This is a genomic window from Saccharopolyspora erythraea NRRL 2338 (assembly GCF_000062885.1).
Classification (GTDB): domain Bacteria; phylum Actinomycetota; class Actinomycetes; order Mycobacteriales; family Pseudonocardiaceae; genus Saccharopolyspora_D; species Saccharopolyspora_D erythraea.
Genome location: NC_009142.1, coordinates 3,431,199 through 3,448,577 on the forward strand (window position 1 = coordinate 3,431,199; position 17,379 = coordinate 3,448,577).

A 17,379-nucleotide genomic window follows, 5' to 3' on the forward strand; every position below is an offset into this window, starting at 1 on the left:
CGTCGACCGGCTCTGGAACGGATTCGCCGAGGTTGGACCAAGCCGCGGGCGGAGAGGTTCCGCGACTCACCCGGAAAGCGCAAAGCGCACCGCGTTTCCCCTGCACCGCGGCTTTCCCGTGCACTTGGCCTTCCCCGCACCGTGCCTTCAGCGACGGCGATCCCCAGGCCGTGGTGCGGCGGTTGCGCGGATTGGGGTTGCGGAGGTGGCGGTGAATAAAGCTGCGCACGGGTGCGTGCTGAGGGAGGTCGGTCGCTCCAGCGCCGGAGGGGACGCGCGTGGTGGACTCCACTGGCCCGGTGAAGCCTTCAACGCCGGCTACCTCGCCGCCCGGCTCACCGGAGCCGACGCCGCGACCGCCGCCGGGAGCGCCCGGACGCTGACCGCCGCGGTGATCCGGCATCCCCTTGCGATCGTGGACCATTCGGTGGTGCCGGGCGAATGAACCCGGGCAAAAAGTCCACTGTGGACCCGGGTCCGCCGTCGAGCCGGCGACGGACCCGGCCGGGTCAGGGCAGGATGCTGTCGACGTAGCCGCCGTCGACCCGCAGCGCCCCGCCGGTGGTGGCCGACGACAGCGGCGAGCTGAGGTACACCACCATGTTGGCGATCTCCTCCGGCTCGATCAGGCGCTGGATCAGCGACTGCGGCCGGTGCAGCCGCATGAACTCCCGCTGCGCCCGCTCCCACGGCAGGTCCTGGTCGACCAGCTCGTAGACGAACTTCTCCACGCCCTCGGTGTGGGTCGGCCCGGCGATCACCGAGTTGACGGTCACGCCGGTGCCCGCCGCCTCCTTGGCGAAGCCGCGGGAGGCGGCCAGCAGGGCGGTCTTGGACATGCCGTAGTGGATCATCTCCGCCGGGGTCACCACCGCCGAGTCGCTGGCGATGTACTGCACGCGGCCCCAGCCCCGCTCGACCATGCCGGGCAGGTACGAGCGGGTCAGGCGCACCGCGGACAGGACGTTGACCTCGAAGTAGCGCCGCCACTCCTCGTCGGTGATCTCCAGCGCGGGCTGCGCGCCGAAGATGCCGAGGTTGTTGACCAGGACGTCGACGTGGGGCAACTGCTCCACGAGCTGCCGCGCGCCTTCCTCGCTCGCGACGTCGGCGGCGACCGGCACCACGTCGGCACCGGCGACCTCGTCGCGCAGCCGCCGCGCGGCCTCCTCCGTGGTCTCGCCCTTGCGGCCGTTGACCGCGACGCGGGCGCCCGAACGGGCCAGGGCGGTGGCGATCGCCGCGCCGATGCCCTGCGTGGAACCGGTGACCAGCGCGGTCCTGCCGGTGAGGTCCAACTGCATCTGCGAAAACCCTTTCCTCGTGCCGGGAGGGAACGCCGTCCCGCCCAGTGTTCTGCCGACCGGGCGGCTCCGCGCGTGATGCGGCGCGCGGGCACCGCTACCGGGTTGTGCTCAGGCGACGTTGAAGGTGTCGGGGTCGGGGCCGGTGCGCTCGCCGCGGTCGAGCGCCGCCAGCGTCGTCAGGTCCGCCTCGTCCAGGGTGAAGCCGAAGACGTCGAGGTTCTCCCGGATGCGCGACGGCGTGACCGACTTCGGGATGACGACGTTGCCCAGCTGCAGGTGCCAGCGCAGCACGACCTGCGCCGGGGTGCGGCCGTGCTTGCGCGCCAGGTCCGCGACGACCGGCTCGGACAGCAGCTCGCCGCCCTTGGCCAGCGGGCTCCACGCCTCGGTGGCGATGCCGTGCTCGGCGTCGTACCGGCGGACCTCGGCCTGCTGTAGGAACGGGTGCAGCTCGACCTGGTTCACCGCGGGCACCACGCCGCCGTGCTCGGCGAGGTCGCGCAGGTGCGCGGGCTGGAAGTTGGAGACGCCGATCGCGCGGACCCGGCCCTGCGAGTACAGCTCCTCCAGGGCGCGCCAGGTCTCCCGGTGGAGACCGCGCTCAGGGTCGGCCAGTGGATCAGGTACAGGTCGAGGTGGTCGAGGCCGAGCAGCTCCAGGCTGGTGTCGAAGGCCCGCAGCGCGTTGTCGTAGCCCTGGTCGGCGTTCCACAGCTTGGTGGTGACGAACAGCTCGTCGCGGGCGAGCCCGGACCCGGCGAGCGCGCGGCCGACGGCGGCCTCGTTGCCGTACGCGGCGGCGGTGTCGATGCTGCGGTAGCCCGCTTCGAGCGCGGCGCCGACCGCGGCGGCGGTCTCGTCCTCGGGGACCTGGAACACGCCGTAGCCGAGCTGGGGCATCTCGACGCCGTTGTTGAGCGTGACCGTGGGAACGCTGGTCATCGGTGGTGCGTCCTTTCGGAAGTTCTGCGTAGGCCCGGGTCCGGGCAGGCGGGGAAGGTGACGGCGTGCCTCGGCGGCACCCGCCGAATTACAACCGCACGCCTTTATTTGCACACGCCTTATATTGTAGGGGCGTGTTGCATCGATACGCAACGAGGGGTGGCAACACCGGGACCAGGTGCCCTGAGCGTCGGCAAGGGCGCCTTCGCGACGCGATCGATGCGTCAGCCGTCACAGGCCGTGGACGCATCAGGCATCGAAGTCTTGTCCTGGGAGGGCAAGGAAAAGCAGAGGTTGCGGCGCGTTCGCCAGCAGGTGCGGCGAGCGGATTCCATGCGTCAGGAAGCGGGGCGTTCGGCGAGCTGGAAGCTTCCTGCAAGTCAAGACGCTTCGGTGGCGGCACGGTCTGCAGGCGCCACCGCCACCGAAGCGCCCGGACAGCACCCGGCGACCCCAGCCGCGCTTCTGCGCGTCGCGGTCCTGCCCTGTTCGGCACCGGGGCCGCGGTCAGCTCCCGCGGTTCTCGCCCAGCTCTTCGACGATCGGGTTGCTCGGGACCTCGGTCTCGTGTTCGGCGAGCCCGCCCTTGGTGTGCTGCCGCGCCTGCTGGGCCTTGTCCGAGCTGGACTGGCCCTCCTCGACCCCCTTGTCCATGGGAGTCGAGCGGATGACTTTTTCGACGTTCTCGTAGTCGGCGAGCGGCAGCGCGCGCAGCGCGCGCAACGTGTCCTCGTCAGCGCCGTTGTTGGCGGCGTAGCCGACGATCTGCTCCTTGCTCGCAGGGAAGTCCGCAGCCGAGAGGGTCGCCTCCAGCGTCGAACGATCCGTGCTCATGTCGCCTCCTGTACCTGCGGGGTCGCTTGCCGCTTCAGCTCACGGGATTGCCCGGGCGTGCCGCGGCGAAACCCCTGCGGGGCAGTCAAGTCGATCACGCTCCCGGCCAGGCGGTGCGGGCGGTCGAGCCGCGGATGGTGAGCTCGCTGGGGAAGGTCTGCCTGCGGGGCGGCAGCGAACGGTCCTCGACGCGTTCGAGCAGCAGCCCGACCGCGGCGCGCGCCATGTCGGCGATGGGCTGGCGGACGGTGGTCAGGTCGTAGGAGTCCCACGCCGCCATGGCGATGTCGTCATAGCCGACCACCCACACGTCCTGCGGGACGCGGTGTCCGAGCGAGACCGCGGCGTCCACCGCGCCCAGCGCGGTGAGGTCGTTGGCGCAGAACACCGCCGTGGGCGGCTCGTCCTGGGAGAGCAGGTCGCGCATCGCCGTCCGCGCCACGTCGTGGGCGAAGCCGCCCTGCCTGGTCAGCGCCTCGGCCAGCGGATGTCCCAGTTCGGCCAGCCGGTCGCGGAAGCCCTGCTCGCGGTGGCGCGCCGTGCTCGGCAGCTCGGGGCCGCGCAGGAAGCCGATGCGGGTGTGCCCGCCAGCGACCAGGTAGTCGGCGACCGCGCGGCCGCCCGCGACGTTGTCGGTGGTGACCTGGTCGCACTCGAGCGAGTCCAGGCCGCGGTGCAGCAGCACGACCGGGTCGCCGCGCCGCAGCACCTCGGCGAGCTCGGTCGAGCCCTCGGTGACGGTGGTGAAGATCAGGCCGTCGACGGTGCCGTCGTCCAGCGCGGCCAGTGCGCTGGACCCGCCGGGGTCGGGGGCGTTCCACAGGACCATGCGCTGCCCGGCCTCGCCCAGCGCCTGCCCGACCGCCTCGAGCAGCTGGGGGTAGAAGGGGTTGGTGATGTCGGCGACCACGACGCCGACCGTCCCGGTGCGCCGGGTCCGCATCGTGCGCGCCGCGGCGTGCGGCCGGTAGCCGGCCTCCTTCATCGCGGCCAGCACGCGCTCCCTGGTCGCCGCGGCGACCTTGGTGCTGCCCTGCAGGACTCGGGACACCGTCATCTGCGAGACGCCGGCGAGTTGGGCTACGTCCCGGCTGGTGACCACCGGGCACCTCCATGCCTGGATCGAGAAAGGGCGGTCGGGAGTTTACGTAAACAAGACTACCGCCCTATGGTGCTTCGCCAAGAGGATGTGTACGTAAACATGCGAAGGATCGCCACCCATGTCTCTCGCCCTGAAAACCCCGGACGCCCGCTCCGCGGCCGTCGCGACCTCGCTGCCCGACGTGCGGGAGAAGGTCGAGTCGATCATCGCCGACATCCGCACCCGCGGTGACCAGGCGGTCCGCGAGTACTCGGCCCGCTTCGACCGCTGGGAGCCGGAGTCGTTCCGCCTCTCGCCCGAGCAGATCGCCGAGATCGTCGCCCGGGTGCCCGAGCAGGTCATCGACGACATCGAGTTCGTGCAGCGGCAGGTGCGCACCTTCGCCGAGCACCAGCTCGCCTCGATGCGGGAGTTCGAGGTCGAGACCCTGCCCGGGGTCCACCTGGGCCAGAAGCACATCCCGATCGCCGCGGCCGGCGCCTACGTGCCCGGCGGCCGCTACCCGCTGCTGGCCTCGGCGCACATGACGATCCTGACGGCCAAGGCGGCGGGCGTGCCGCGGGTGGTCGCCTGCACGCCGCCGATCCGCGGCGAGATCCCCGACGCCACCGTCGCCGCCATGCACCTGGCCGGCGCCGACGAGATCCACCTGCTCGGCGGGGTGCAGGCGGTGGTGAGCATGGCGCTGGGCACCGAGAGCATGGCGCCGGTGGACATGCTGGCCGGCCCCGGCAACGCCTTCGTGGCCGAGGCCAAGCGCCAGCTCTTCGGCGAGGTCGGCATCGACCTGTTCGCGGGCCCGACCGAGGTGCTCGTCGTCGCCGACGAGACCGCCGACCCGTTCGTCACGGCGGTCGACCTGCTCAGCCAGGCCGAGCACGGCCCGGACTCGCCTGCGGTGCTGATCACCACCTCGGAGTCCCTCGGCAGGCAGGTCATCGACGAGGTCGACAAGCTGCTGCCCGAGATGCCCACGCGCGACAACGCCGGACCCGCCTGGCGCGACCACGGCGAGGTCCACGTCGTCGCCGACCTCGACGAGGCCTACGAGCTGGCCGACACCTACGCCGGCGAGCACGTGCAGATCCTCACCGCGAACCCGCGCGAGGCGCTGGAGAAGATGCGCAACTACGGTGCGCTGTTCCTCGGCGAGGGCACCTGCGTGTCCTACGGGGACAAGGTGATCGGCACCAACCACGTGCTGCCCACCCGCGGAGCCGCCCGCTACACCGGCGGGCTGTGGGTCGGCAAGTACCTCAAGACCGTCACCTACCAGGAGGTCACCGACGAGGCCGCCAGCGCCCGGCTCGGCGAGGTGTGCGGCCGCGCCGCCCGCGTCGAGCTGTTCGAGGGCCACGCCCGCTCCGGCGACGTCCGCGCCGCCAAGTACGCCGGCGCACCGCTGCCCTGGGCACCCGGCGCCGTCACCCGCTCCTGACCGGCCACGACCAGAAAGCGCACGGCATGTCCTCCACCGCAACGAAGCGCACCGGGGCCTCGTCCGCGCCGAGGACGCTGACCTCGAGCACCATCGGCAGCGTCATCGAGTGGTACGACTTCACCATCTACGGCACCGCGGCCGCGCTGATCTTCAACCGGCTGTTCTTCAGCGACGTCAGTCCGACCGCGGGCACGCTGGCCGCGTTCGGGACGTTCGCTGCCGGTTTCATCGCCCGCCCGCTGGGCGGTTTCGTCGCCGGCCACTACGGCGACCGGCTGGGCCGCAAGGCGATGCTGGTGACGACCCTGCTGCTGATGGGCGCCGCCACCACGCTGATCGGCCTGCTGCCGACCTACGGGCAGGTCGGCGTCATCGCACCCGTGCTGCTGGTCGTGCTGCGGCTCGTCCAGGGCTTCGCCGTCGGCGGCGAATGGGGCGGTGCGGTCCTGATGGCGGTGGAACACGCCCCCGACGACAAGCGCGGCAGGTACGGCGCGTGGCCGCAGACCGGTGTGTCGGCCGGGCTGCTGCTCGGCACCGGCGTGTTCAGCCGCGTCTCCGCGCTGCCGGAGCCGCAGCTGCTCGCCTGGGGCTGGCGGGTGCCGTTCCTGCTGAGCATCGTGCTGGCGGTGGTGGGCCTCTACATCCGGTTCCGCATCAGCGAGCCGGAGTCGTTCGCCGCGGCCACCGCCGCGGAGGGCCCGGCGCGCAGGCCGCTGGTCGAGGTGCTGCGGACCCACCCGAAGCAGATCCTGATCGCGGTCGGGGTCCGCTTCGCCGAAGGCGGCAACTACTACGTGTTCACCGTCTTCATCCTCAGCTACCTCACCCAGCAGCTCGGGCTGCCGCGCCAGGCGGGGCTCACCGGCGTGATGCTGGCGGCGGCGCTGAACATCGTGGCGCTGCCGCTGTGGGGCGCGCTGTCGGACCGCGTCGGCCGCAGGCCGGTGTTCATCGGCGGCGCGCTGTTCATGGCCGCCTACGCCTGGCCGTTCTTCCTGCTGGTCGACACCCGGTCGCCGGCGCTGGTCGCGCTGGCGCTGGCGGTCGCGCTCGCCGTCCCGCACGGCGCGGTGTTCGCACCGATCGCGGCGTTCTACACCGAGCTGTTCGAGCCCCGGGTCCGCTACAGCGGCGTGTCGATCGGCTACCAGATCGGCAGCGTGCTCCTCGGCGGGTTCACCCCGCTGCTGGCGACCTCGCTGATCATGTCCACCGGCGGCGCGTCGTGGAGCGTCGCGGCGCTGGTCGCCGCCGGGGCGCTGGTCGCGGCCGCGTCGATGTTCGCCGCGCCGGAGACGTTCCGGCGCAGCCTGCACGCGGGGCGGGAGCCGGAGTCCGCGGTGCAGAAGACCGCGGTCTGACCGCGTGCTCGCCGCCGGGAGCCCTGCGGGGTTCCCGGCGGCGAGGCGTCTTCGCCCCACGACGGGGCGCCGGGGCCGGTACGCTGAGCGGGGTCATGGGATCGAGATCGAAGGCGCACCGCGTGCGGATCGGTACCTCCGGGTGGGTCTACGAGCCCTGGCGCGGCTCGTTCTACCCGGCCGACCTGCGGCGCGGCGAAGAGCTCCGATACCTGTCCGGCAAGCTCGGCTCCGCCGAGATCAACGCGTCCTTCTACTCGCTGCGGCGGCCGGAGAGCTACCGCGGCTGGGCGGCGCAGACGCCCGATGACTTCCTGTTCGCGGTCAAGGGAAGCCGCTACATCACGCACATGAAGAAGCTGCGCGGCGTCGAGACGGCGATGGCCAACTTCTTCGCCTCCGGTGTGCTCGCCCTCGGCGGCAAGCTGGGGCCGCTGCTGTGGCAGCTGCCGCCGTCGCTGGGTTTCGACGCCGAGCGGCTGGCGGAGTTCTTCGCCCTGCTGCCCCGCAGCACCGGAGCGGCGGCGGACCTGGCCGCCCGGCACGACGACCGCCTGCGCGGCCGCGCGTTGACCGAGACCGAGACCGACCAGCCGCTGCGCCACGCCCTGGAGGTGCGCCACCCGAGCTTCGCCGGCGCCGAAGTCGTGGAGCTGCTGCGGGAGCACGACATCGGACTCGTAGTCGCCGACACCGCTGGGAAGTGGCCGCACCTGGAGGACGTCACCAGCGACTTCGTCTACGTCCGGCTGCACGGTGACGAGGAGCTCTACGTCAGCGGCTACACCGGCAGCGCGCTCGACCGCTGGGCAGGACTGGTGCACGACTGGCACCAGGGCCGCAGCCCGCGCACCGACCACACCGTCGCTCCGCCCGCGCGGCGGGCGAAGGGCCGGGACGTCTACGTCTACTTCGACAACGACGTCAAGGTCCACGCCCCTTATGACGCCCTCGCACTGGCGCAGCGCTGCGAGCGCTTGGCCGGTCGGGGCTAGTGACTCGCGGACAGGTTTGGTCACTGCGTCGGCGTCGCCTCCGCGGATGACCGGCGCTTGCCCAACGTCATTCCGGCGTAAACCCCCGCGAACCAGACCTAGATCATTTACGAAGCACCAGGGAACGGATCCGCGCGGAAGGTGTTGCGGCTGCGCGCCTTCGCGGGCGCTCGCGACGAGGTCGTGGGCGAAGCTCGTGGTCGGAGCCGACAGCAGGGTGTGCGTCGGGGCGGTTTCCACGCAGCGTCCCGTTTCCAACACGAAAATCTCGTCTGCCAACGACGTACCGGCGGGAAGGTCGTGGCTGATCAGCACCAACCCGACGCCTGCGGAACGCACCGCGTCGGCGAGCAGTTCGAGCAGTCCCACCTTGTGCACCGTTCTGACCGGAGGTGATCTCGTCGCAGACCAGCACCGCCGGGCACTGGTCATCGACTTCTCCAACGACGTACCGGCCGGGACGTGCACGAGGCTGGACCTCGGGTGCTGGGAGTGCGGTTGCAGCCAGGCCAGGTAGGCGTCGAGCACCGCGACCCGCATCGGCGCCTCGCGGTGTGCGAGCAGCGCGGCGACGGTGCGGCCGGCGAGATCACCCACGTCGAGCGAGTCCGCCTCGCGGGCTTCGCCGGAGCCCGAACCGACCGCGTTGCCGACCCGCAAGGACCAGTGCGGTCAGCACGGCGTGATTCCTGCGAGCGACGCACGTGGACGCGCGTCGTGCCTCGAACGGTGGAGACGTGTGGCGCGGGGCGGTGGCTCCCCATTCACGGTGGCGGGACCGTGTCGGCTTCGCACCGGCTTCCTGTCCGCCGTCGCGGTGAGAAACTCGCGAAGACGTTTGCAGCAGGCCGCCCGGGCTGTCGAGGGCAGCAGTCACAGATCACGCCCTTGTCCGGACGCGCGCTTGAGAGGTTTTCCGGCGGAGCCGCGATAGTCCGAACGGACCAGGAGTTCGCGGACGGAGTCGCGCTATGAGGGCGGGTGCGAGGAGTCCACAGTGGTGCTGTCCACAGTGTTCGATGTGGAGGTTGCTCGGCCGCGGTGCCCGATCGGCCGGGGTGGCGGCTCGCCGAACCTTCCTGCGGGGTGGGCGCGGCGACCGCCGTGGGGCCCGTGCGGGCACCACGGGCGGAGCGCGCGGGGGCGGGTCAGCCCCGCTCGGGCACGGTCATCTCGCCGAGCGTCGACCAGTCCTGCTGCGGGATGGTCGTGTTGATCACCCGCGGGGTCTCGGCCAGGTACTGCGGCAGGGTCTGCTGCGCCTGCTTGAAGTGGTCGGACTGCACGTGCTCGGCGCCCGCCTCGTCGTCGCGGAACGCCTCGACGAGCACGTACTCGTCGGGGTTCTCGATGCTGCGGGACCAGTCGAACCACAGGCAGCCGGCCTCGGCGCGCGTCGCGCGGGTGAAGTCGCCCGCGATCTCGGGCCAGCGGTCGGCGTGCTCGGAGAGCACCCGGAACTTCGCGGTGATGAAGATCATCGATCTTGCTCCTTCGTCGCTCGTGGTGGAGGCGGTTCGGCCACCGTCCTCCGCCGGAATCCTAGGAAACCGCCGCAGCCGGTGCCCGAACCGCTTCCACCGCCGGCGCCGCCCTCTCTTCGCGGTCCGGGCCCGCTTCCACGATCGTGCTGAGGCCGGATCGCCGGTTGCCACTTTCCGGTGCCGCGCCGCGGTGGGGCTACACCTCATGCGCTGGCCGTCAAGCTCGTTCGTGTTTTCGGTGCTCCCCGTGATTGCGCTGAGCGTGACGAAAACAGGGCTCGCACTGTAGGGATGACACACGGCAGGGCGCCCCGGCATGCGAACGGGTGCAACATCATCAACGCTGCTCGTGGCACAGCAGTTCCGTGATGTTCGGACGGGAAGGGCGAGCACGCATGCGCACTGTGAAGAGGATCATCATCGCCGGGACCATCGCCGCGGCGGGCCTGGCGGTCGCCGCCGGGCCGGCCCACGCCGGATTCGCGGTGAGGGGGTGGGACTGCGTCCTCAGCGGTGGCGCTCCGATCAAGTTCGAGGGCGGCCGCCTGATGTGCTGGGGAGGTCACTTCGACGGCCACCCGGTGATCAAGGCTTCCTGGCACCACTGAGGTCCGTGCTCGGCGCCGGTCACCATGGGAGGCCGCCGGCCGGTTGGCCGGCGGTCTCTTCGTGCCCGGCAAAAAGCAATCATGATTGCTTGCTTTTGGTTCTGCGCCGGTGCCACGATGAGCGCATGCACAGCGGTGAGCGGCGGGAACGCGATTCGTCCGGGTCCGGCCTGACCGAGCGGCTGCTCGTCGACCTGCGCGCCGAGACCGCCGAGCTCGACGCCCTGGTGGCCGGGCTCGATCCCGCAGGGTGGCGTCGGGCGACCCCCGCGCCGGGATGGACGATCGCGCACCAGATCGCGCACCTGGCGTGGACCGACGAGCAGGCCGTGCTGGCCGTGCGCGATCCGGAGGCTTTCCAGGCCGCGCTGGAGAACGCGGCCGAGCTCATGCGCGAGGTGGACGACGCGGCGGCGCGCGGCGTGCGGGAGGACCCCGCCGCGCTGCTCGCGCGCTGGCGCACCGGGCACGCCGAACTGGCGGTCTTGCTGGCAGCCTGCCCTGACGGAACGCGGCTGCCGTGGTTCGGCCCGCCGATGGGAGTCCCGTCGATGGTGACCGCCCGGCTGATGGAGACCTGGGCCCACGGTCAGGACGTCGCCGACGCGCTGGGAGTGCGGCGCGAACCCACCGACAGGTTGCGCCACATCGCGATGCTCGGCGTGCGCACGCGCGACTTCGCCTACGCGGTGAACGGAATCCGGCCGCCCACCGAGGAGTTCCGAGTGGAGCTGACCGGGCCGGACGGCCAGCGGTGGTGCTGGGGACCGGAGGACGCCGAGCAGGTGGTGCGCGGCCCCGCGCTGGACTTCTGCCTGGTCGTGACCCAGCGCAGGCATCCCGCCGGCACCGCGCTGACGGCCGTGGGGGAGCAGGCCCGGCACTGGCTGGGCATCGCGCAGGCCTTCGCCGGTCCGCCGGGGCCGGGCCGTGAGGCCGCGGGTTCGCCGGACGCCGGGGTCCAGCCCGGCGCATGACACTCGTCCTCGCCGCGCGCGGGAGAGCCCCGCGCGGACCCGGACTCCCGGAGGTGCTGTTGTGACCGACCCGTTCCGCACTCCCGAGCGGCAGGAGCTGCGCCGGACCGTGCGCCGCTTCGTGGAGGCCGAGGTCCTGCCGCACCAGGACTGCTGGGAGCGCGACGGGGAGCTGCCCCGGTGGCTGCACCGCAAGGCCGGTGAGATCGGCCTGCTCGGTGTGGCGTTCCCGGAGGAGGCCGGCGGTGGCGGCGGTGACATCGTCGACACCATCGTGCTCGGCGAGGAGATGCACTACGCGGGTGCGTCGGGTGGGCTATTCGCGTCGTTGCTGACCTGCGGGATCGCGCTGCCGCACATCGTCGCGGCGGGCGATGCGGCGCAGGTCGGCCGCTGGGTCCGCCCGACGCTGGCGGGCGAGGCCATCGGCGCGCTGGCGGTGACCGAACCCGGCGGCGGCTCCGACGTGGCGGGGCTGCGCACCACCGCCGAGCGCGACGGGGACCACCTTGTCGTCAACGGTGCGAAGACCTTCATCACCTCCGGCTGCCGCGCGGATTTCGTCACCACCGCGGTCCGCACCGGCGCTCCCGGCGCGCACGGCATCTCGCTGCTGGTCGTCGAGCGCGGTACGCCGGGCTTCGAGGTCTCGCGCCGGCTCGACAAGATGGGCTGGCAGTGCTCGGACACCGCGGAACTGTCCTTCGTGGACTGCCGGGTGCCCGCGGCGAACCTGGTCGGCGCCCAGGACTCCGGCTTCGTCCAGATCGCGCAGCACTTCCTGACCGAGCGCATCATGCTCGCCGTCCAGGCCTACGCCGGCGCCCAGCGCGCGCTCGACCTGACGGTGTCGTGGTGCCGGATGCGCGAGACCTTCGGCAGGCCGCTGATCTCCCGGCAGCTGGTCCGCCACACGTTGGTGGAGATGGCGCGGAAGGTGGACGTCGCGCGCAGCTACGTGCACGACGTGGCACGCCGCCACCTCGCCGGGGACGACGTGGTCGCCGAGGTGTGCTTCGCCAAGAACACCGCGGTCGAGGCCGGCACGTGGGTCGTCGACCAGGCCGTGCAACTGCACGGCGGCGCCGGTTACATGCGGGAGTCCGAAGTCGAGCGCCAGTACCGGGACATGCGCATCCTCGGCATCGGCGGCGGGACGTCGGAGGTCCTGGCCGAACTCGCCGCCAAGCGCAAGGGTTTCGTGGCCTGAGGACCGGTCGCGGCATGCGCTCGGCACCGAGCCGCGGCGCGGGTTGCGAGCAGGCGCCACGCGGGAGGCAGGTCCATGCGCGAAGAACGACCGGTCGGCGGTTCGGTGGAGCGGGTCGTGGCCAATCCCTTCGACAGCGATGGAGCGGCGCGCCGTTACGCGCGCGGCCGTCCGTACTACCACCGCACGGCGTTGCGGCTGGCCATGCGCCAGTTGGGGATCGAGCGCGCCGGCACCGCAGTCGACATCGGCTGCGGTACCGGGCTTTCGACGCGTGCGCTGTGCGACGTGGCGGACCGGGTGGTGGCGCTCGACGTCGCACCGGCGATGTTGCGCGCGGCGCAGCGGTATCCCGGCGTGCAGTACGTCGTGTCGGGTGCCGAGCGGATTCCGGTCCGCGACGCGTGCGCGGACCTGGTGACCGCGGGCGCGGCGTTCCACTGGTTCGACCAGGCCCGCGTGCTGCCCGAACTCGCCCGCGTCCTCAACGACGGCGCGGCGCTGGCCGTCTACAGCGACTTCTTCACCGGTCGCGTGGCCGGCCGGCCCGCGTTCAACCGGTGGTTCCAGGATTCGTACCTAGCCCGGCATCCGGCGCCTGCCCGTCATCGCCTGGACACCGCAGCGGCGGCGGAGGCGGGTTTCGGCGACTCCCTTGGTGCCGAGGACGGTTTCCGGGTCCGCATGAGCCGATCGGAGCTGGCCGACTACCTGCTCAGCCAGAGCAACGCCGCAGCGGCTGTCCGGTCCGGCGCCATCACCGCGCACGACCTGCGTTGCGAGATCACTGACGGTCTCCGGTCGTGCCTGGACGGTGAGGAGATCGACGCGCTGTTCGGCGTCCGGGTGTGGACGGCGGTCCTGCGCCGCTGAATGCCGGGGCGGCGCCGCGGAAGAAGCCGGTGCGGTGTCTCTGAAGAAGGCCGGTGCGGCTGGGGCGGTGTCTCCGGGGTCGACCGGTCGTTGTCGGCGCTGCGTCCCGTCACGTCCCCACTCGCGAAGTTTCCGGCTCTGGAACGCCCCGTTCTGTTGGTCTCCCGGCCTCGTGACGCGCTGCGTGAGCGGGCCGCTCCGTTCGGTAGTCGACCGGAGCGGCCCGCCGAACACCCGCCGACCGACTGCGACCCCCTGGTCAGCGCGTGCCGGTGGCGCGGCCCGTGCTGCTCGTACCGAGCCGCTCACCCGGCGAGGCGCTTGACCAGCATCTCCTTGCCCTGCTCGCTGGCCTTCTGGTTGTTCTCCTGGATCTTGCGCAACCAGCGGGCGAGCTCCTCGTCGCCGTCCTTCTCGGCGTCCTGGATGTAGGTCTCCATGAGCCAAACGTTGTTCAGCGACGCCTGCAGGACGGTGATCAGGTTGTAGTTCTTGTCCTTGACCTGCTGCGGCGGTGTGTCGGCCACTTTTGACCTCCTTCGTCTCGTCGACAACGCCCGCCCCTCGTTTTGCCGGATCCGGCCCGCAGGAAACCTCCCGCCTCTCGGTGCGTCCGCGGCTCGGGACGTGAGCCGGAACGCGATGCCGGACGGCGCGCGGTGCCGGTTCGGCTACCCAAAGTGAACGAGATTGTGACTTAGCGCATCTATAACAGTTCGATCACGACACGAATGGGTAGCTTGCCTGCCGTGACTCGCTCCAAATTTCAACGCTCCGTAATCGCGGTCAGCGCTGCGGCCGCCCTGCTCTCCGCCGGAGGCGCCCTGGCGCTCTCCCCGGCGGCCTCGGCCGACTCCTCCGCGGAGGGGCGCGTCGTCGAGCTCGTCAACCAGGCCCGCGCCGGTGCCGGCTGCGCGGCGGTCAAGGCCGACTCGCGCCTCGCCGACGCCGCCCAGGCCCACAGCGCCGACATGGCCAACCGCTCCTACTTCGCCCACACCTCGCAGGACGGCTCGACGTTCTCCCAGCGCATCACCAGGGCCGGCTACCCGTCGCCGGGCGCGGAGAACATCGCCATGGGCCAGCAGACCGCCGAGCAGGTCATGGACGCCTGGATGAAGTCGCCCGGGCACAAGGCCAACATCCTGAACTGCTCCCTCAAGACGATCGGCGTCGGCGTCGAGCCCAGCGGCTGGTACTGGACGCAGGACTTCGGTCGCTGATCCCCGCGACTTCGGTCGTTGACCGGCGCGAGTTCGGTCGTTGACCGGCGCTCCCCGTATCCCCTCCCCGAGCGGCGCCGCGCCTGGCTGACAGGTGCGGCGCCGCTTCACGCGCACCGCGCCAGGCCTGGCGCGGGGGAGGCGGGTGGCAGGATGGCAGCGCTATGTTCGAGTTCCCCGATCTTCCGGTGCGCGCCGTCCTCGACGAGGTCACCGGCGCCCTGATGGAGCGCGGTACTGCGGTGCTGGTGGCGCCGCCGGGCACCGGCAAGACGACCCTGGTGCCGCTGGCGCTGGCCGAGCGCGGCCTGCGGGTCGTGGTGGCCGAGCCGCGCAGGCTGGCCACCCGCGCGGCGGCGCGGCGCATGGCGAGCCTTCTCGGCGAGGAGGTCGGGGGCCGCGTGGGCTACTCGGTGCGCGGCGAGCGGCGGCGCGGCCCCGGCACGGTCGTCGAGGTGGTGACCTCGGGCCTGCTGGTGCGGCGCCTGCAGTCCGATCCCGAGCTGGCCGGGGTCGACGTGGTGATGCTCGACGAGTGCCACGAGCGCCACCTCGACGCCGACCTGCTGCTGGCGTTGCTGCTGGACGCGCGGGAGGGGCTGCGGCCGGACCTGCGGGTCCTGGCGACCTCGGCCACCGTGGCCGCGGGCCGCGCGGCGGAGCTGCTCGGTGGCGCTCCGGTGCTCGAGGCGCGTGCGCGGACGTATCCGGTGTCGACGTGCTACCTGCCGCCCGGCCGGGGCGAGCGGATCGAGGCGTGCGTGGCGCGGGCCGTGCGCACCGCGCTGGCCGAGCAGGATGGCGACGTGCTGGCGTTCCTGCCGGGAGCCGGCGAGATCCGCCGCGTCGCCGGCCACCTGTCCGGCGAGTCCGATGTGGACGTGCTGGCGCTGCACGGCAGGCTGCCGCACGCGCAGCAGGACTTGGCGCTGCGCGAGGGACAGCGCCGCCGGGTCGTGCTGGCCACCGCGGTCGCCGAGTCGAGTCTGACGGTGCCCGGCGTGCGCGCCGTCGTCGACTCCGGGCTGTCCCGGGAGTCGCGTGTGGACATTCGCCGCGGGCTCGCCGGACTGGCAACGGTGCGGGTGTCGGCCGCGGTCGCCGACCAGCGCGCGGGCCGCGCGGGCAGGCAGGGGCCCGGCGTGGTGTACCGGTGCTGGCCGGAGCACGAGCACAGCACGCTGCCCGCCTACCCCGAGCCGGAGATCCGCACCGCCGAGCTGACCCGGCTCGCGCTGGAACTGGCCTGCTGGGGCACGCCCGACGGGTCGTCGCTGAGCTGGTGGGACGAGCCGCCGGGCGGTGCGCTGGCGGCCGGTCGCGAGGTCCTGCGCGGCCTCGGCGCGCTGGACGCCTCCGGCGCGGTGACCGAGCGCGGGCGGCGGATGGCCGAGCTGGGCCTGCACCCCAGGCTCGCGCGGGCGTTGCTCGACGGCAGCGAGGCGGCGGGCGCGGAGACCGCGGCCGAGGTCGTCGCGCTGCTGGACAACGACGCGCTGACAGCCGAGGCGGACGTGACCTCGGCGCTGTCCCGCCTGCGCCGGGGCGCCCCGGGCGCCGAACGGTGGCGTCGCGAGGTCGGCAGGCTCAAGGCGGCGGTGCAGGACCGCAGAGGGACTGGTCACCGGGGCGACGCGGCGCTGGCGGATCGTGCGGGGATCGCTGACGGGGGCGACGCGGCGCCGGTGGACCGTGGTGGGGCTGCTGGCCGGGGCGACGCGGCGCTGGTGGTCGCCCTGGCCCAGCCGGAACGGCTCGCGCGACGGCGGTCACCGGACTCGGCGGTGTACCTGATGGCTTCCGGCACGGCGGTGGAACTTCCCGCGGGCTCGGGACTCGGCCACTGCGAGTGGCTGGCGGTCGCGGTGGCCGACCGCTCGCCGGGCAGCGCCACCGGCACGGTCCGGCTCGCAGCCCCCGCCGACGAGGAGCTAGGCCGCCGGGCGGCACCCGCACTGCTGGCCACCGCCGATGAGATCGGCTGGGTGGACGGCGACGTGCGTGCGGTCCGCGCCGAACGCCTCGGCGCGATCACATTGCGCGAGCGCGGAATCGACAGTCCCGAACCGGCCGAGATCCGGCGCGCGGTACTCGACGGCCTGCGGGCGGAAGGGCTCGAACTCCTTCAGTGGCCCGAGGACGCACGGCGTTTGCGGGAGCGGCTCGGCTTCCTGCACAACACGCTCGGCGAGCCCTGGCCCGCCGTCGACGACGAGTCGCTGATCGCCTCGGCGGATCACTGGCTGGAGCCGGAGCTGTCCCGCGTCCGGCGCCGCGCCGACCTGCTGCGCCTGCCGGCGGGCACCGCGTTGCGGAGGCTGGTGCCCTGGTCGTCGGCCGCCGGGGTGGACGACCTCGCGCCGGACCGGATCGAGGTGCCCTCCGGCTCGCGCATCCGGGTCGACTACGGGGCGGAGCAGCCGGTGCTGCCGGTGAAGCTGCAGGAGGTCTTCGGCTGGCGCGACGTGCCGCGCATCGCCGAAGGGCGGGTGCCGGTGGTGCTGCACCTGCTCTCACCGGCCGGGCGTCCGGCAGCGGTCACCTCGGACCTGGAATCCTTCTGGCGCAACGGATACCCCCAGGTCCGCGCGGAACTGCGCGGCCGCTACCCGAAGCACCCGTGGCCGGAGGACCCGGCGACCGCAACCCCCACGGCGAGGACGAGCGCGCGGTCTCGGCGGTAGCCGGGGTCGGGAAACTCTGTTGGTTGACAGCATGTGCGAGGATCGTCGCATGTCGTCGAACACGCGAAAGGGGCATGGCGCGTAGGTCGCCGGCCCACGTACGCGAGGACCTCCGGCTCCGTCGCCTCCGGCATGAGCGATTTCCCCTCCCGGACGGCTTGTCCCATAGGGGAAGGGAGCGTTTGCGCCACCTCGAACAGACCCGGCTCGGGATGGGCGCGACCGGTCGAGCTGGTGCGCGCATGGCAACGCCACGTCGCGGCACCGACCCACCGGCGTTGGGACCACCTGGACGGATGCGGTGTGCTCGGGTGCTGTCCGATTGATCCTGACAGG

General features: G+C 72.2%; 16 protein-coding genes and 1 pseudogene. 11 read left to right on the plus strand and 6 right to left on the minus strand.

Annotated elements, in window-relative coordinates:
- Positions 1 to 211 precede the first annotated feature (211 nt).
- Entirely contained in the window at positions 212 to 445 is a 234-nt protein-coding gene (locus tag SACE_RS15095; RefSeq protein WP_231850011.1) for a hypothetical protein, read from the plus strand.
- Between the two features lie 64 nt (positions 446 to 509).
- On the opposite strand, the gene SACE_RS15100 is transcribed toward SACE_RS15095, so the two are convergent.
- The 4 genes and pseudogenes from SACE_RS15100 to SACE_RS15120 all read right to left on the minus strand — a co-directional run bounded on the left by SACE_RS15100 (position 510) and on the right by SACE_RS15120 (position 4,184).
- On the minus strand, positions 510 to 1,304 hold the full coding sequence (locus tag SACE_RS15100; RefSeq protein ID WP_009945304.1) for an SDR family NAD(P)-dependent oxidoreductase: 795 nt from the start codon (positions 1,302 to 1,304) through the stop codon (positions 510 to 512).
- A 111-nt stretch (positions 1,305 to 1,415) separates the two neighbouring features.
- Positions 1,416 to 2,248: pseudogene (locus SACE_RS37185) on the minus strand (aldo/keto reductase).
- Positions 2,249 to 2,755: 507 nt separating this feature from the next.
- Positions 2,756 to 3,082: a DUF2795 domain-containing protein gene (locus SACE_RS15115; RefSeq protein WP_009945299.1), complete on the minus strand. Its 327-nt coding sequence runs from the start codon at positions 3,080 to 3,082 to the stop codon at positions 2,756 to 2,758.
- Between the two features lie 94 nt (positions 3,083 to 3,176).
- Positions 3,177 to 4,184, minus strand: coding sequence for a LacI family DNA-binding transcriptional regulator (locus SACE_RS15120; protein ID WP_009945298.1), 1,008 nt, complete (start codon positions 4,182 to 4,184; stop codon positions 3,177 to 3,179).
- Positions 4,185 to 4,302: 118 nt separating this feature from the next.
- Here SACE_RS15120 and hisD point away from each other — a divergent pair, with 118 nt between their 5' ends.
- The 4 genes from hisD (at position 4,303) to SACE_RS37650 (ending at position 8,501) form a co-directional block, all read left to right on the plus strand.
- The gene (gene hisD, locus SACE_RS15125) at positions 4,303 to 5,622 is read left to right on the plus strand and encodes a histidinol dehydrogenase (protein WP_009945297.1); all 1,320 of its coding nucleotides are present in this window, start codon (positions 4,303 to 4,305) and stop codon (positions 5,620 to 5,622) included.
- Between the two features lie 26 nt (positions 5,623 to 5,648).
- Positions 5,649 to 6,989 (plus strand): MFS transporter, encoded by a 1,341-nt coding sequence (locus SACE_RS15130; RefSeq protein ID WP_009945296.1) that lies wholly within the window; start codon positions 5,649 to 5,651, stop codon positions 6,987 to 6,989.
- A 95-nt stretch (positions 6,990 to 7,084) separates the two neighbouring features.
- Complete coding sequence (locus SACE_RS15135; protein ID WP_029621509.1) at positions 7,085 to 7,984, plus strand: DUF72 domain-containing protein; 900 nt, start codon at positions 7,085 to 7,087, stop codon at positions 7,982 to 7,984.
- 370 nt (positions 7,985 to 8,354) lie between these two features.
- Positions 8,355 to 8,501, plus strand: a complete 147-nt coding sequence (locus SACE_RS37650) for a hypothetical protein (protein WP_157355926.1) — start codon at positions 8,355 to 8,357, stop codon at positions 8,499 to 8,501.
- A 631-nt stretch (positions 8,502 to 9,132) separates the two neighbouring features.
- Here SACE_RS37650 and SACE_RS15140 read toward each other — a convergent pair.
- Positions 9,133 to 9,465, minus strand: coding sequence for a putative quinol monooxygenase (locus SACE_RS15140; protein WP_009945293.1), 333 nt, complete (start codon positions 9,463 to 9,465; stop codon positions 9,133 to 9,135).
- Positions 9,466 to 9,863: 398 nt separating this feature from the next.
- On the opposite strand from SACE_RS15140, the gene SACE_RS15145 reads away from it, so the two are divergent.
- The 4 genes from SACE_RS15145 to SACE_RS15160 all read left to right on the plus strand — a co-directional run bounded on the left by SACE_RS15145 (position 9,864) and on the right by SACE_RS15160 (position 13,136).
- On the plus strand, positions 9,864 to 10,076 hold the full coding sequence (locus SACE_RS15145) for a hypothetical protein (RefSeq protein WP_011873934.1): 213 nt from the start codon (positions 9,864 to 9,866) through the stop codon (positions 10,074 to 10,076).
- Positions 10,077 to 10,201: 125 nt separating this feature from the next.
- A complete protein-coding gene (locus SACE_RS15150) occupies positions 10,202 to 11,053 on the plus strand; it encodes a TIGR03084 family metal-binding protein (protein ID WP_009945291.1) in 852 nt (283 codons plus the stop codon).
- Positions 11,054 to 11,114: 61 nt separating this feature from the next.
- The gene (locus SACE_RS15155) at positions 11,115 to 12,263 is read left to right on the plus strand and encodes an acyl-CoA dehydrogenase family protein (protein ID WP_011873936.1); all 1,149 of its coding nucleotides are present in this window, start codon (positions 11,115 to 11,117) and stop codon (positions 12,261 to 12,263) included.
- A 75-nt stretch (positions 12,264 to 12,338) separates the two neighbouring features.
- Positions 12,339 to 13,136, plus strand: coding sequence for a class I SAM-dependent methyltransferase (locus SACE_RS15160; RefSeq protein ID WP_009945289.1), 798 nt, complete (start codon positions 12,339 to 12,341; stop codon positions 13,134 to 13,136).
- 305 nt (positions 13,137 to 13,441) lie between these two features.
- Here the strand turns inward: SACE_RS15160 and SACE_RS15165 are convergent, their stop codons facing one another.
- Complete coding sequence (locus SACE_RS15165; RefSeq protein ID WP_009945288.1) at positions 13,442 to 13,663, minus strand: hypothetical protein; 222 nt, start codon at positions 13,661 to 13,663, stop codon at positions 13,442 to 13,444.
- Between the two features lie 222 nt (positions 13,664 to 13,885).
- On the opposite strand from SACE_RS15165, the gene SACE_RS15170 reads away from it, so the two are divergent.
- Both SACE_RS15170 and hrpB read left to right on the plus strand, forming a co-directional pair.
- Complete coding sequence (locus SACE_RS15170; protein ID WP_009945287.1) at positions 13,886 to 14,359, plus strand: CAP domain-containing protein; 474 nt, start codon at positions 13,886 to 13,888, stop codon at positions 14,357 to 14,359.
- A gap of 164 nt (positions 14,360 to 14,523) precedes the next feature.
- Complete coding sequence (gene hrpB, locus SACE_RS15175) at positions 14,524 to 17,043, plus strand: ATP-dependent helicase HrpB (protein ID WP_009945286.1); 2,520 nt, start codon at positions 14,524 to 14,526, stop codon at positions 17,041 to 17,043.
- Positions 17,044 to 17,379 lie beyond the last annotated feature (336 nt).

Coding starts and splice junctions, on each gene's coding strand:
- SACE_RS15135 (WP_029621509.1), top strand. CDS start 7,085: ATGGGATCGAGATCGAAGGCGCACCGCGTGCGGATCGGTACCTCCGGG.
- SACE_RS15150 (WP_009945291.1), top strand. CDS start 10,202: ATGCACAGCGGTGAGCGGCGGGAACGCGATTCGTCCGGGTCCGGCCTG.
- SACE_RS15130 (WP_009945296.1), top strand. CDS start 5,649: ATGTCCTCCACCGCAACGAAGCGCACCGGGGCCTCGTCCGCGCCGAGG.
- SACE_RS15160 (WP_009945289.1), top strand. CDS start 12,339: ATGCGCGAAGAACGACCGGTCGGCGGTTCGGTGGAGCGGGTCGTGGCC.
- hisD (WP_009945297.1), top strand. CDS start 4,303: ATGTCTCTCGCCCTGAAAACCCCGGACGCCCGCTCCGCGGCCGTCGCG.
- SACE_RS15115 (WP_009945299.1), bottom strand. CDS start 3,082: ATGAGCACGGATCGTTCGACGCTGGAGGCGACCCTCTCGGCTGCGGAC.
- SACE_RS15100 (WP_009945304.1), bottom strand. CDS start 1,304: ATGCAGTTGGACCTCACCGGCAGGACCGCGCTGGTCACCGGTTCCACG.
- SACE_RS15145 (WP_011873934.1), top strand. CDS start 9,864: ATGCGCACTGTGAAGAGGATCATCATCGCCGGGACCATCGCCGCGGCG.
- SACE_RS15140 (WP_009945293.1), bottom strand. CDS start 9,465: ATGATCTTCATCACCGCGAAGTTCCGGGTGCTCTCCGAGCACGCCGAC.
- hrpB (WP_009945286.1), top strand. CDS start 14,524: ATGTTCGAGTTCCCCGATCTTCCGGTGCGCGCCGTCCTCGACGAGGTC.